This is a genomic window from Nocardia sp. NPDC052001, assembly GCF_040680615.1.
In the GTDB taxonomy this organism is placed as follows: domain Bacteria; phylum Actinomycetota; class Actinomycetes; order Mycobacteriales; family Mycobacteriaceae; genus Nocardia.
The window spans coordinates 904,942-917,983 of the sequence record NZ_JBFAXC010000002.1 but is presented as its reverse complement, the minus strand read 5'-3'; the positions used below and the strand labels follow the sequence as shown (position 1 = coordinate 917,983).

Here is a 13,042-nt window from a genome sequence, read left to right as displayed (position 1 = left end):
TTTTCACGAGTGGGCGGAGGCGCGGCCGGCCCGGAGAAACCGGCCGCGCCACCTTTCTCATCCGGTCAGGTCGGCGCCTCGGGGCGGCCTGGGAGCCGCCTCCAACACCGCCGCCTCGGCATCGGTGAACAACCGCGACCGGATGATGAATCGGACCCCCTCGGGGACCTCGAGGGAGAAGCCGCTGCTGCGGCCGGATATCACGTCGACGGTGAGATGGGTGTGCCGCCAGTGCTCGAAATTACCGGCGCTCAACCAGAATGGCGTATCCGGGAAAACTCGGCCGAGCATGACATCGGCCGCGCCGACCCGGAAATCACCCAGCGGATAGCACATGGGCGAACTGCCGTCGCGGCAGCCGCCGGACTGATGGAACAGGACCGGGCCGTGATGGGAGATGAGCACCTGCAGCACATCGGCCGCGGCATCGGTGATGGCCACCCGGGTGACCGAACCCGTCTTCATCTGACTCCTCCAGTGATAGCTCGGATGTCTTCGGAAGCGTTGGGCCTCAAAAGAACCCGAGCTACGGTGACCGGGGTCACTATGACCCCGCCGGGTTGGCACAGGGTTGGCGCGCGGTTGGTGAAAAGTAGGCTGTTCACTGCAACCTCGGCGCAACGATGCGCCAACCCACGGGCGTTCGTGTCCTATTCGCCGGACCGGTCCGCCATGGACCGGTATCGACCAACTACGCGCGTAGTGCGGTGTGCAGCCGGGCCGTGGCCAGCGCGCGGCGACTGTCGCCCGGGGCGAGCAAACGCAGTGCGTGCTCGTGGATTTCGATATCGTCCGGGCAGCGCTGCCCGAATCGCAAGGCATGCTCGGGATTCCGGTCCGCGAGCACGGCGGTGCGCAGACCCACGTCGAGATGTTCGCGCCACTGCACGATGCCGGGAATATCGGAATCCGGTAGCAGCGGACCGCGATACAGCCGCACGGCGGTGGTCAGATCGCCCGCCTCCAGCGCCGCGAGCAATTCGGTGGCGTCACAGGCCAGCGGATCGGTGAGCATATAGCGGCGGTCCGCGATCTGGCCGTCGGTCGCACGGCGCAGGCGCGAGACATCGGCCTTGAGGGTGCTGGGGGAGACGGACCGATCACCGTAGACGGCGGCGTGCAGGCGCTCGGGGGTGTAACCCTCCGGCTCCAGCGCCAGCAGCGTGAGGATCTCCACCTGCCGCGGGCGCATGGGGACCTGCTGGCCCTGCTTGTACAGGCGCGGCACCCCGAGGCATTCCAGCCGGGTGCGCGCCACCGGTCTGGATTGCTCCGTGTGCAAACGGGATTCGATGGCGGTGACCAGGGCCCGCACCGTGGCCAGAATCATCGGATGCGAGCGATCCCAATAGGTCGACAGGTCCAGTACGCCGATTTGACGGCCGTCGGCGGCGCGAATCGGGGCGCAGTAGCAGACCCAGCCGTGCAACGCCTCCACCAGATGCTCGGCCGCCCAGACCGAACTGGGACGGCCGGTGTGCAGCGATAGCGCCACCCCGCTGGTCCCCATGTACGGCTCATCCCAGCAACCGCCGGGCGCGAGGTTCACGGTCTCGGCGCGTCGCCGCACCGCGCGGTCGCCGCAGCTGAACAGCACGGTGCCCTCGTCATCGGTGACGACCGCGATCATTCCGGCGTCCTCGGCGATGGCGCGGATCTCCCCGGCGAGTTCGGTGACCGGGGTGCGCAGCGGCGATTCGGCCCAGCGCGAACCCAATTCGTCCCGATCGGTGGCCGGTGCCACCGCCCGCGCGGGGTCCACGGTGCGCAGCGAGCGCTCCCACGACTCCACCACTTCCTCGCGCAGCACCGGCACCGGCGTACTCGCGGAACTGAGCGCGGGCAGCTGTTGCGTCCCCGTCGCCCACCGCGCCCACACCTTCTCCAACTCCGCACGCTGTTGGAAAATGGCCGGTAGCTGTGTCATCGCGCAAACTCCTCGCGGGCGACTCGGAAATGCGATACCTCATGATGGCGTGCGCGAGCCCCGCCCGTACCCCATTCGGTGGAGTCCGCGCGTTAATTCGATTCGACCGCCTTCGCAGGCTTCGCCGGGCGGTCGCGGGCCGATGCTTGTGATCTTGTTCGGATTCGACTGGTAGACAGTAGGTATGGCGTACCCATTTCGCTTCGGTGTGAACATGATTGCCCCGTCTTCGCGTGCGACCTGGATCGAGAAGTGTCGCCGGGCCGAACAACTCGGCTTCGATGTGATCGGCGTCCCGGACCATCTGGGCCTGGCCGCACCGTTCCCGGCACTCATGCTCGCGGGCGAGGCGACCGAGCGGGTCCGGCTCAACACCTTCGTCCTGAACGCCCCGTTCTACAATCCGGTGCTGCTGGCGCGCGATGTCGCCGGACTCGATCAACTCACCGACGGCCGGGTCGAACTCGGCCTCGGCGCGGGCTACGTCAAGGCCGAATTCGAAGCCGCCGGAATGCCTTTCCCGTCCGCCCGGGAACGGGTCGACCATCTCGAGCGCACCGTCGCCACACTGCGCGGGCTGTTCGCCGATCCGGAGTACACCCCGCGGCCGGTACAGCCCGGCGGGCCCACCCTGCTGCTCGCGGCGTGGGGAGACCGTTCACTGCGCTTTGCCGCCGCGAACGCCGATATCGTCGCCTTCACCGGCGCGGGTGCGAGCGATAACGGCCGCCTGACGCTCGCCGACAGCGCGGCCCTCGCCAAGCGCACCGACTATGTGCGCGACCATCTGGGCGGGCGCTCGGTGGAATTCAATCTGCTGGTGCAGGGCGTCATACGGGACGAAGAGCGTTCCGCCGCAGCCGATTATCTGGCCACGCACCTGCCGTTCGAGTTCGACGGCGAGCTCGATGACCTTCCGGTGCTGCTGCTCGGCACGCCCGCCCAGATCGCCGATACGCTGCGCGAACGCCGGGAAACGTTGGGCTTCAACTACATCACCGTGCTGGAGCCCAATATGGAAAAGCTCGCTCCGGTCATCGAGCTGCTGCGCGGGGAATGATCCGCTCATACGTTTGAGCCCGCCGCGTCGAGGCATTACGTCCGCAAGAAGACGGACTCGGCGAGGAGGAGCAAGATGTCGGGTGCAGTAGTAACCGTGATTGTCATCGTGGTGGTGATCGCCGCGGCAATCGTGATCGCGCTGGCGCTGATGCCACGCATGCGCAGTCGCAAATTGAAGGAGCGGTTCGGGCCGGAGTACGACCGCGCGGTCGAACAGTCGGACAACCGCCGCGACGCCGAACGTGAATTGGTGGAACGGCAGAAGCGGCATCAGCAGTTGCAGCTGCGCGAGCTGACCGACGATGAGAAGCGCCGCTACACCATGCAGTGGGCGCACGTGCAGGAACAGTTCGTCGACGATCCGGCGCACGCGCTGGAGAACGCCGATCGCCTGCTCACCCTGGCGATGGCCGATCGCGGCTATCCGACCGAGGATCCGGACCAGCGGGTCGCGGATCTCTCGGTCGAGCACGCCCAGCCGGTGGATCGTTTCCGCCGCGCGCATCAGATCGCCGGTCAGGCCGGACGCGGGCAGGTGTCCACCGAGGATATGCGCGCCGCGATCGTCGACTACCGGCAGCTCTTCGCGGAACTGGTGGACGGCAACGGATCCCACACCGAATCCGCCGCACCGCATTCCGCACGCGATAACCGATAAGTGAGGTACGAAAAATGAGCACCGACAAAGAGCAAGCGAAACAGGCCGCAGCGCAGGCGAATACGGTGACCGGCAGTGATGCCCGTGTCGCCGGTTCCCCCGACCGGCCCGAGCACACCGGCCGATCCGAGGACGCCCAGCGGGGCACGCCGGAGGCACTCGACCCCCGACGCGATCCGAATTCCCTTGGGGCACAAGCACCGAGTTCGGTTGCGACACAGGCACCGGATGCCCGTCCGGCGCACGCACTGGACCCGGCGGTCCACGGACAGCCGAATCAGAACGTCGAGGCGGATCAGCGACTCCGCGCCGCCCAGCCGCAACCGTCCGCGAGTACGCAGCGCGCACACGAGGCCGGACAGCGGCAGCCGAACGGTGGCCTCGCCACCGATGCGGCCGGACAGCGACCGCACAACGGCGGCCCGGGCACCGACGAGCAGCGGCAGCACGGCGCCGGGCAGAGTGCGCATTCGGTCGACTCGAACCAGCTGCGCGGGCAGTGGCGTGAAGTGCAGACCATGTTCGTCGACGACCCGCGCGATGCGGTGACCCGCGCCGACAAATTGGTCGAGGGCGGCATTCAGGCGCTGGTGGACAGCTTCGCCCAGCGGCGGCACGCGCTCGAACAGCGCTGGCACGAGGAAAAGGGTTCGGACACCGAGGAACTGCGCCAGGCGCTACGCGGGTACCGCGACCTGTTCGATCAGCTGATCACGGCCTCGGCCGGCGGGGCGACGAACATATAGGACTTCTCCTCGATTCGCCGGCTGATCCGCCACTGATCGTCCACCCGGACGAATGAGTCGTGGTACCAGAGCCCGCACAGCATCAAGCGGGGCAGACCGTCCGCACCGGCCACCACCATCGGGTTGTGGCACATGGTGCGGGCGGTCGCCGTATCACCGTCGACCTTGATGGCGGAGTTGGCGATCAAATGCTGGAACGCCGTGAAATTCGGCATGACCGTGGCGAGAAAAGCCTTGGTGGAGGCCACATCTCCGGCCGGTCCGCCCATGGCCGTGTAGTCGATATGGGCGTCGGCGGTGAAGATCTCATCGAGCAGTTCCCACTGCTTGGTGTCCACCGCATGGGAGTACCGGACCATCAGGTCCTCGATCTCCATCCGATCCGAAATCTCCTGCAGGGACAGCATGCGCGCCTCCGGGTAGTGCCTTTTGTACAGCTGGTGTTCGGTGCCCGAGCGTACGGCGCGGTGCGGATTGATCTTGTGGTTTCCGAAAATCAGGACACCGCGACCGTGTAGTCCTTGGCCGCGACGGTACGCGCCACCTTTTGCGGGGCACCACCGATGAGCCCGCGCCAGGGCAGGTACGGCAGCAGCCGCACATTCAGATTGCGGACTTTGATCATCGTCTTGCTACCGGGCGCGTACCACTGGCCCACGCCCTCGGCGAACCGCTGGCAGGCATCCACCATGGGCCGCATCTCCCGCTCGTAGGCGGCGAACGCGATACGGTAATCGCCTGCGGCGGCGGCCAATTCACCCGCGAGCAGATATGCGCCGACCAGCGCGAGGTCCGCGCCCTGACCCGAGAGCGGGGAAGCGCAGTACCCCGCGTCACCGACCAGCGACACCCGTCCCCGGGACCAGGTGTCCATCTTGATCTGCGCCATGGCGTCGAAGTAGAAGTCCGGGGCGTTGTCCAGTTCCGCCAGTAGCCGCGGCACCTCCCAGCCCTGCTCGGCGAAGGTGTCGGTCAGAATGCGCCGCTGGGCGTCACCGTCGCGGAAGTCGTAGGCGAGCTGTTCGGACGCCCACGCGAAAATCGCCTTGGCTTCGGTGTTCTCCCGCGCGCTGTAACTGCCCGCGATCTTGCCCGGGGTGTTGTAGTCCAGTTCCCAGTGATCCAGATTCAGCAGGTTGGGGATGGTGAAGATCGAGATGTAGTAGCCCATATGGCGGACGAAATCCGATTCCGGGCCGAAAACCAGTGCGCGCGTGCGGGAGTGGACGCCGTCGGCGCCGATCACCAGATCGAAGGTGCGGGCGGGGGAGTGCTCGAAGGTGACGTGCACCCCGTCGGCGGTCTCGGTGAGCTCGGCGATGGAATCGCCGAAGAGGTACTCGACATCATCGCGCGTGGCCTCGTACAGCACCCGCGCCAGATCGCCCCGGGCGATCTCGGTATCGCCGCCCGCGCCGACGCCGTTGAACACTGCACTGCTGATACTCGCCTTGACGGTGCCGTCGGCGGCCACATACGAGGTGCCGCGCTTCCCGGTCTGCAGGGCGTGCACCTGCTCCAGCAGTCCCATCCGGCGAATGACCTCGGTGGCGGTGCCGAGCACGTCGATGGCCTGACCGCCGTCGCGCAGGGCCGGGGCCTTTTCCACGATGGTCGGCCGGAAGCCGTACCGCCGCAGCCAGAAGGCGAGAGCGGGACCCGCGATGCTCGCGCCGGAGATGAGGACGTTCTGGTTGGCCAGATTTCGCATGAGCAGAACTGTACAAATGTCTTAGGCAATTGCGCAATACTTTTGTCTCAGGCGTTTGCGCTAGTCTGCTCAGCATGGGAAACCGTGAGGATCTGCTGGCCGGGGCGCGCACCTGCCTGTTCGAGAAGGGCTATGCCCGCACCACCGTCCGCGATATCGCCACCGCCGCGGGCGTGAGCATGGCCGCTATCGGCTACCACTTCGGCTCCAAGGAAGCCCTGCTCACCGCCGCCCTCACCGAGGCGACCCGGGAATGGGGGACCGAACTGGCGCGTGCCCTCGCGGCGACCGATGTCACCGATCCGGACGCACTGCGCCGCTTCGCGACCCGATGGGACGCGGTCCGGGAGTCGATCGCCGATCACCGGGGCGTCTGGGCGGCCACCTTCGACGCGCTCTCACACGCGGATTCCCGCGAGCAGCTGGCCGCGACCATGCCCGAGGCGCGGGCGGGCCTGGCCCGGCTGTTCGGCGGCGTTGCCGACGACGATCGCACCGCCGGGCTGGTGTACCAGGCGCTGCTCATCGGCGTGGCCGCGCAGTATCTGATCGATCCGGAAACCGCGCCCACCGGAAGCGATCTCGCCGATGGTCTGCGCCGCATCACCGGCGTGGACGCGCATCGGTAATCTCATTCGCACGTACACCACGACGGCCTCGACGCGTATTGATCAGTGCCGGACGCACTTTCGTCGACGCGGTCGGCGATACGGCACCGCCGGAAGGCTCATCGACCTGCACATGCGAGGCGGAAGCCCTTCTCACCCTTGATCTCTCGGTGCGAAGGTCATTTCCGCCACACCGGTCCGCGGCACTGCGCGCGGCGCCTGTTCGCGCGATAGAATCGACGAAAGTGGTAGGGCTGATCGGATTTCCGGGTGTGACGACCGGTCCGATGCGGCGGGTGCGGGCCCTTTGACAGCGATGCGGGCCGGGGAGCGACCGCTCTCCGACTCCGCCCGGCGACTCGCGTCACTGACCGATTAGCGGTCGGATCGCCGGTTCTGCCCGAAACGCCGGTATTGTCGGGTCGGCGGGTAAACTGGTTGGGAGATAGGCAGTTTCGATGGAACCAACCGAATTTTTCATGCCGTACGCCCCGGTGGACCTCAATCCGCTGGAGCTGGAGGCAGAAGCGGGTATGTGGGAGTGGCTCGAGAAGTTCGAGCTCGTGCCCACCGAGTTGACGCGGCGGCGGATGGTACGCACCAGACCGGCGCGAATGTACGCACTCTGGTGCCCCAAGGCCGATATCGACGAGCTTACGCTGCTCAGCCAGTACACGGCTTGGGCTTTCGTGGTCGACGATCAGTTCGATATTGAAATCCCCGATCCACAGCGCTGTTTGGAAGCGGTGCGTGCGCTGAACGCGGTATTCGACAGTGCCAGGCAACCTTCCGGCGTACTGGCCGTGGCGTTCGCTGATCTGTGGCGCAGACTGTGCGAGGGCCGCTCACCCGAATGGTGCGAGGCCGTACACGCGGAGATCCGGGACTGGCTCTGGACGTATTACACCGAAAGCGTGGGGCGGCTTTCCGGAAATCTTCCGGATCTGGAGACCTACCGCGCGCATCGCCGAGATGGTGTGGCGCTCTTCGTTTTTCTCGACATCAGCGAGCGCGCCGAGGGGATAGATCTCTGCGCGCCCGCCCGCTACCTTCCGGCCATGCGCAGCCTGCGCGAGGCGGCGGTAGAGCATATGGGCCTGTTCAACGACGTGCTGTCGGTGGCCTCGGACGAGGCCTCGGGCTACCTGTACAACTCGGTACTGTTGGCCGAATATCACCTCGGGCACAACCGGTCCCGGGCGCTCGAGCTCGTCAACACCATGCTCACCGAGTGCATAGACCGCATGACGGCCGCACTCGAGCAACTTCCGGCCGAACTCGCCGACGCCGGACTCGGCGATCGTGACCGCGCCGACACTTTGGCCACCGCAAACAGTTACACGGTGTACGTTCGGGCGAATTTCGATTACCACTATCAGGCCGCCCGTTATACGAGCGCGCCGGTGGAGGCGCTGGAACACGGCCTGCCACTCACCTGAGCTGCGGCGCAGCCGCCGTTGCCGAAATGAAATCCACAGGCGGTCCCGCGTTTTCACGTTCGGATGGGACGATTGGGATCTTCTATGCATGGCCGCCCAATCACCGCCGGGTGGCTGCGGAGGCCGTGTCCGAGTGAGCGGGGCCGATTATGCGAGCGTCGAAACCGACCAGAACCACAGCGGGACAACGACTCGAGGGCATGCGCCGCTGGGGTCTCACCCGGCCGACCATGATGAAAACCATCGGCCACAGCGAAATACGCCAGCGGCCCGCCGAATACGGCCAACATTCCGATGGCGGCCCGCACGTCGCGGCGCGCAGACAGCTGGCCGCGGCGCGGCTGGCCATCGAACCGGTCCTGCGCGCGGCGGTCGCCTCACTCTCCGAACCCATGGATCGCATGGCCGGATACCACTTCGGCTGGTGTGATGCCGAAGGCGTGGAGATCACCGGACTACAGGGCAAGGCCCTGCGACCCGCCCTCACCTTCGCGGCCGCGGTGGCATGCGGTGGAACCATCGAGAACGCCACCCACGCCGCCGCCGCGGTCGAGCTGCTGCACAACTTCTCCCTGGTGCACGACGACGTCATGGACGAGGACCGTTTCCGGCACGGCCGGCCCACGGTCTGGCGGGTCTGGGGTGAAACCAATGCCACCCTGCTCGGTGACGCGCTACAGGCGCTGGCCCTGGGCGTGCTCTCGGACGGTGTGCCCGAATCGGTGACCGCGGAGGCGGTGATCCGGCTGGCGCGCGCCACCGTCACACTGTGCCGCGGGCAGTACGAGGACTGCGCCTTCGCGGCGCGCTCCTCGGTGACAGTCGATGAATACCTGACCATGGCCGCGGGCAAGACCGGGGCGCTACTGGGCTGCGCGTGCGCGCTCGGCGCGCTGTGCGCCGGGGCGGATCATCGGGTGGTGTCCGCGATGCACACCTTCGGATGTGAATTGGGGCTGGTGTTCCAGCTCGTCGATGACGCCATCGATATCTGGGGTGATCCCGAGGTGACCGGAAAACCCGCGCACAGCGATCTGATTCAGCGCAAGCAGTCGTTCCCGGTGGTCTGCGCCTTGGCTTCCGATACCGGACCGGGCCGGGAGTTCGCGCGTCTCTATCACGCCCGGCAGCCGATGACGGCGCAGCGCGCGGCGCGGGCGGCGAGCCTGATCGAGGAGGCCGGTGGACGGCAGCGCACGCTGGGGCGCGCGGCCACAGCACTGGAATCCGCGCTGGGTGCGCTGCCGCCGGAAATCGCCGCAGCCGATCTGACTGCACTGGCTCATCTGGTGGCCTACCGGGACAAATAGCGGTGAACGAGGCCAAGGCGATTTATGTGTAACCGACGGTTACACATACTTTGGCTCTTACCGAAGAAGGGGGATTCGCCGCACACGACGGGCGGCTGATGGATAGGACCATAGCATCCCGCCCGCCGTGCCGCGGCCCCGCCCCGGAAATTCGCCCTAACCGAATACCCGCGCACCGCCGACATAGGTCTGCTCGACCTTGGCGTCGGCGATCTCGGTGATCGGATGCTCGAACGGATTACGGTCCAGCACAATGAGATCCGCGAGCATGCCGGTGCGCAGACTGCCCGTGTCATCGCGCCGGTTCGCATAGGCAGAACCCGCGGTGTACGCGGCCAGGGCCGTCATCAGGTCCAGGCTCTGCTCGGGCAGCAGCGGCGGCAGCGCCGAACCGGGGGTGATGCGATTGACCGCGGTGTGAATGCCGGACAGCGGATTCAGATCGCTGACCGGCCAGTCGCTGCCCGCCGCCAGCGTGGCTCCCGCCCGCAGCAGATCACCGAACAGGTACTGCCGATCGCGCAGGCCCGCGCCCAGGAACGGCAGGGTCAGGTCATCGAGCTGCGGTTCGTGCGCGGCCCACAGCGGTTGCAGATTGGCGACCGCGCCGAGCCGCTGGAAACGTCCCATATCGTCCGGATGGATCACCTGCAGATGCGCCAGCTGATGTCGATTGCCGCGCGGGCCATTGGCGATCAGCGCGGCCTCGACCGCGTTGAGCGCCTCTCGCACGGCACGGTCGCCGAGCGCGTGGAAGTGCACCTGGAAATCGAGTGCGTCCAGTTCGGTCACATAGCCGCGCAACGCCACCGGATCCACGAAGCTCATGCCCGCGTTGGCGGTACAGCAGCCGCGATGGTCCAGGTAGGGCTCGGTCATGGCGGCGGTGAAGTTCTCGGCGATACCGTCCTGCATGATCTTGACCGTGTCGAGGCGGAAGCGCTCGCTGCCGAACTGCTTGCGGCGCAGCACCATTGCCTCGATCTGGGTGACGTCGCGGTCGCGTTCCCACCACTGCGCCCCGGTGACGCGCGCGGTCAGCAGCCCCTGTTCGGCGGCGCGGGCGAAGGTCGCGGCGGAATCCATATTGCGGTCGTAGCCGCCGACGATCGCCTCCTGCCAGCCCGTGATCCCGAGCGAATGCAGCAGTTCCTGAGCGCACAGCAGTCCGGTCAGCCGGTCCTGCGGGGTGATCTCCGGCAGCACCCGCTCCACCAGTGCCATGGCGGCTTCCTGGAGCATTCCGGTTGGGCCGCCATCGGTTTCGCGTTCGATCCGGCCATTGGCGGGATCGGGGGTCGCGGCGGTGATCCCCGCGAGCTCCAGTGCGCGGGTGTTCGCCCAGGCTCCGTGATGGTCCCGGTTGACCAGATACACCGGCCGGTCCGGGACCAGCGCGTCGAGCTGCTGCCGGGTCGGCTGCCCGCCCGGGAAGCTCTCCATGGACCATCCGCTGCCGGTAATCCATTCGCGCTCAGGATGTTTGGCGGCGTAGGAGGTGATCCGGCGCAGGTACTCGGCCAGGTCGACCGTCCCGCTCAGATCGCAGGCGGCCAGTTCGATACCACCGGCGGCGGCGTGCACGTGCGCGTCTTGGAAGCCGGGCAGCAGTGCGCGCCCGCCCAGTTCGACCACCTCGGTGGCGGGACCGACGGCGGCGCGCACCTCGGCGTGCCCGACCGCGCTGATGCGATCGCCGGTCACCGCCAGCGCGGTCGCCCGGCTGCGGGCGGAATCCATGGTGAGCACCGCGCCGCCGGTGAACACTAGGTCGGCATGGGACATGAAACTGCTCCTGACAGCGCTGGAAGTCGGTTGCGGCTCATAATCAACCAGCGTCCCATCCCGGACCGGACACCGGGTCAGCTGCCCCGGGCCAGGATCGCGAGCAGCAGTTCGGCGCGCACGCGCGCGCTGTCCAGATCGCAGCCGAGCAAACCCTGTGCCGTCGCAATGCGTTTGCGCAGGGTATGACGGTGCACACCGATTGCGGCGGCGGCCGTCTCCCACTGGCCATTGGCCTCGAGATAGGCGCGCAGCGAATACAGCAGATCCGAACCGTGCGCCGCGTCATGATCGATGAGCGGGGTCAGCACGGTATTGGCCAGGGTGTCCAGCACCCGGCGGGTGGAATCGAAGGACAGCAGCGATCTACCGGTGAGCGCGCCGAATTCCGATGGGGCGCTACCGCGTTCGGCGGCCGCCGCGGCCAGGCCGGCGGCATCGGCGGCAACGGTCAGTTCGGCGAGCGGATGTTCACCGCTCAGGCCGAAGCGTACCGAGCGACTCGTGTTCTCGCCCAGATCGGCGGCGAGTTCGCGGGCGAAGGCGACGGCGGCGACTCCGGGCAGCACCACCAGTACTCGGCGCGCGAGCAGATGCAGGAACAGCGGATGACCCGAGCGCACCGCCATGCTCTCGGCCACCGAGCGGATCTCGTCGACCGCGTCCAGGCTGTCGCAGTCGGCGGCGAGGACTCGAATGCGCCCGGCGGCATCGGCGGCCTGCGCCAGATGCGTCCAGGCGGGGGCCAGATCGGATTCGCTGCTCAACAGCAGGCCCAGCACGGTGCTGTTCAGTCGATGCTGGGCCTCCCATAGTCGTGCCGGTTTCTCGAAATCCAAGGCCAGCAACGAATTCGCGTGACCGAGCAGAATCTGATCGACCGCGCTGAGCGGGGCGGAGCTCACCACCACCAGATTGCCGTGCACGCGGCCGCCGACACCGATGCGCTGATGGGTGATCGAGCGGCCCTGATCGATGTGCACGCCGCCCGGATCGGTGGCGATGGCGGTGCGAACCGTATGCAGCAGTTCGTCATCGGGGGTATCGGGGTGCACATCGGTGACCCGGGTTTCCGCGTCCAGCACCAGCACGGTGGCGCGCAGCGCGGTGGCAAGCTCACGCACGATGGCGCGCGCACCCGAACGCACCAGGGCACGGGTCATGCGGGGTTGCGTGCGCGAGGCCCGCAGCAGGGCGTCGTGCTGGAGCTGGGCCGAGCGCGCGGCGATCCGGGTGGCGACGGCGGCGAACGGGGTGGACGGCGCGACCTCGAAAAGCGGCAGCCCGATCTCGTCGGCGGCCTTGATCAGATCCTCGGGAATGGCCGAATGGGTCGGGCCGACGCCGAAACCCACTGCGGCGACGCCTCGTTCATGCAGTCGGCGCAGGTAGGCGACGCGGGCGACGTGGGTCGCGGGTAGCTGTAAGCCGGTGGTGAGGACAAGTTCACCACCGGACAGCCAGGGGAACGGATTCTCCGTTTCGATGGTGAGCACCGACTCGATGGTGCGGCCGATGCCCGCGACGCCGCCGCGCAGCGGAATCTCCAGATCGGGCTGCGCGAGCACCCAGCTCACCGGTACGGACACCCAACCCCTTCCGCCGAATCACCAGAATTACGTATCGCATGAATGCAACGCCATGTGAAAGCAACGCCGTGTGAATCCGAAGCTGTTAATTCTCCGAAGCTGTTAATGCAAGGGTAGGGGAGTGAGTGTACAGAATGTCGAAGACACGTTCCGCGAATAACCATTTCGGCGCGCGGTTACCGGCGAGTCTGGGTTTTTTGTACGAAA

The 13,042-nt window shown here is 66.9% G+C and carries 12 protein-coding genes; 6 read left to right on the top strand and 6 right to left on the bottom strand.

Annotated elements, in window-relative coordinates; genetic code table 11:
* Window positions 1–57: 57 nt before the first annotated feature.
* Together AB0L82_RS12510 and AB0L82_RS12505 are read right to left on the bottom strand one after the other, a co-directional pair.
* Window positions 58–465 (bottom strand): DUF779 domain-containing protein, encoded by a 408-nt coding sequence (locus AB0L82_RS12510; RefSeq protein ID WP_364634327.1) that lies wholly within the window; start codon window positions 463–465, stop codon window positions 58–60.
* Between the two features lie 226 nt (window positions 466–691).
* Window positions 692–1,927, bottom strand: coding sequence for a transcriptional regulator (locus tag AB0L82_RS12505; RefSeq protein ID WP_364634325.1), 1,236 nt, complete (start codon window positions 1,925–1,927; stop codon window positions 692–694).
* Between the two features lie 184 nt (window positions 1,928–2,111).
* Between AB0L82_RS12505 and AB0L82_RS12500 the strand changes: the two genes are divergently transcribed.
* From AB0L82_RS12500 to AB0L82_RS12490, 3 genes are all read left to right on the top strand, one after another.
* A complete protein-coding gene (locus tag AB0L82_RS12500; protein WP_364634321.1) occupies window positions 2,112–2,987 on the top strand; it encodes an LLM class F420-dependent oxidoreductase in 876 nt (291 codons plus the stop codon).
* 75 nt (window positions 2,988–3,062) lie between these two features.
* Entirely contained in the window at window positions 3,063–3,647 is a 585-nt protein-coding gene (locus AB0L82_RS12495) for a hypothetical protein (RefSeq protein ID WP_364634318.1), read from the top strand.
* 14 nt (window positions 3,648–3,661) lie between these two features.
* Window positions 3,662–4,393, top strand: coding sequence for a hypothetical protein (locus tag AB0L82_RS12490; RefSeq protein WP_364634316.1), 732 nt, complete (start codon window positions 3,662–3,664; stop codon window positions 4,391–4,393).
* Here the strand turns inward: AB0L82_RS12490 and AB0L82_RS12485 are convergent.
* Complete coding sequence (locus AB0L82_RS12485) at window positions 4,351–4,800, bottom strand: nuclear transport factor 2 family protein (protein ID WP_364634314.1); 450 nt, start codon at window positions 4,798–4,800, stop codon at window positions 4,351–4,353. The two genes, AB0L82_RS12490 and AB0L82_RS12485, sit on opposite strands and share 43 nt — an antisense overlap.
* 89 nt (window positions 4,801–4,889) lie before the next feature.
* Window positions 4,890–6,104 carry an FAD-dependent monooxygenase gene (locus AB0L82_RS12480; RefSeq protein ID WP_364634311.1) on the bottom strand — a complete coding sequence of 405 codons (1,215 nt, stop codon included), beginning with the start codon at window positions 6,102–6,104 and terminating at the stop codon, window positions 4,890–4,892.
* Between the two features lie 74 nt (window positions 6,105–6,178).
* Here AB0L82_RS12480 and AB0L82_RS12475 point away from each other — a divergent pair, with 74 nt between their 5' ends.
* From AB0L82_RS12475 to AB0L82_RS12465, 3 genes are all read left to right on the top strand, one after another.
* Window positions 6,179–6,733, top strand: a complete 555-nt coding sequence (locus tag AB0L82_RS12475) for a TetR/AcrR family transcriptional regulator (protein ID WP_364634308.1) — start codon at window positions 6,179–6,181, stop codon at window positions 6,731–6,733.
* 437 nt (window positions 6,734–7,170) lie between these two features.
* Window positions 7,171–8,151, top strand: coding sequence for a hypothetical protein (locus AB0L82_RS12470; protein WP_364634305.1), 981 nt, complete (start codon window positions 7,171–7,173; stop codon window positions 8,149–8,151).
* Window positions 8,152–8,300: 149 nt separating this feature from the next.
* Window positions 8,301–9,461, top strand: a complete 1,161-nt coding sequence (locus tag AB0L82_RS12465) for a polyprenyl synthetase family protein (protein ID WP_364634302.1) — start codon at window positions 8,301–8,303, stop codon at window positions 9,459–9,461.
* Window positions 9,462–9,617: 156 nt separating this feature from the next.
* Here AB0L82_RS12465 and AB0L82_RS12460 read toward each other — a convergent pair whose 3' ends face one another.
* Both AB0L82_RS12460 and AB0L82_RS12455 read right to left on the bottom strand, forming a co-directional pair.
* On the bottom strand, window positions 9,618–11,246 hold the full coding sequence (locus tag AB0L82_RS12460; RefSeq protein WP_364634299.1) for an amidohydrolase: 1,629 nt from the start codon (window positions 11,244–11,246) through the stop codon (window positions 9,618–9,620).
* 77 nt (window positions 11,247–11,323) lie between these two features.
* The gene (locus AB0L82_RS12455) at window positions 11,324–12,823 is read right to left on the bottom strand and encodes a PucR family transcriptional regulator ligand-binding domain-containing protein (protein WP_364636031.1); all 1,500 of its coding nucleotides are present in this window, start codon (window positions 12,821–12,823) and stop codon (window positions 11,324–11,326) included.
* Between the last annotated feature and the right edge of the window lie 219 nt (window positions 12,824–13,042).

What these genes read in the sequence shown, in the direction of transcription:
- AB0L82_RS12510 (WP_364634327.1), bottom strand. Translation starts at nt 465, where the DNA reads ATGAAGACGGGTTCGGTCACCCGGGTGGCCATCACCGATGCCGCGGCC.
- AB0L82_RS12505 (WP_364634325.1), bottom strand. Translation starts at nt 1,927, where the DNA reads ATGACACAGCTACCGGCCATTTTCCAACAGCGTGCGGAGTTGGAGAAG.
- AB0L82_RS12500 (WP_364634321.1), top strand. Translation starts at nt 2,112, where the DNA reads ATGGCGTACCCATTTCGCTTCGGTGTGAACATGATTGCCCCGTCTTCG.
- AB0L82_RS12495 (WP_364634318.1), top strand. Translation starts at nt 3,063, where the DNA reads ATGTCGGGTGCAGTAGTAACCGTGATTGTCATCGTGGTGGTGATCGCC.
- AB0L82_RS12490 (WP_364634316.1), top strand. Translation starts at nt 3,662, where the DNA reads ATGAGCACCGACAAAGAGCAAGCGAAACAGGCCGCAGCGCAGGCGAAT.
- AB0L82_RS12485 (WP_364634314.1), bottom strand. Translation starts at nt 4,800, where the DNA reads ATGCTGTCCCTGCAGGAGATTTCGGATCGGATGGAGATCGAGGACCTG.
- AB0L82_RS12480 (WP_364634311.1), bottom strand. Translation starts at nt 6,104, where the DNA reads ATGCGAAATCTGGCCAACCAGAACGTCCTCATCTCCGGCGCGAGCATC.
- AB0L82_RS12475 (WP_364634308.1), top strand. Translation starts at nt 6,179, where the DNA reads ATGGGAAACCGTGAGGATCTGCTGGCCGGGGCGCGCACCTGCCTGTTC.
- AB0L82_RS12470 (WP_364634305.1), top strand. Translation starts at nt 7,171, where the DNA reads ATGGAACCAACCGAATTTTTCATGCCGTACGCCCCGGTGGACCTCAAT.
- AB0L82_RS12465 (WP_364634302.1), top strand. Translation starts at nt 8,301, where the DNA reads ATGCGAGCGTCGAAACCGACCAGAACCACAGCGGGACAACGACTCGAG.
- AB0L82_RS12460 (WP_364634299.1), bottom strand. Translation starts at nt 11,246, where the DNA reads ATGTCCCATGCCGACCTAGTGTTCACCGGCGGCGCGGTGCTCACCATG.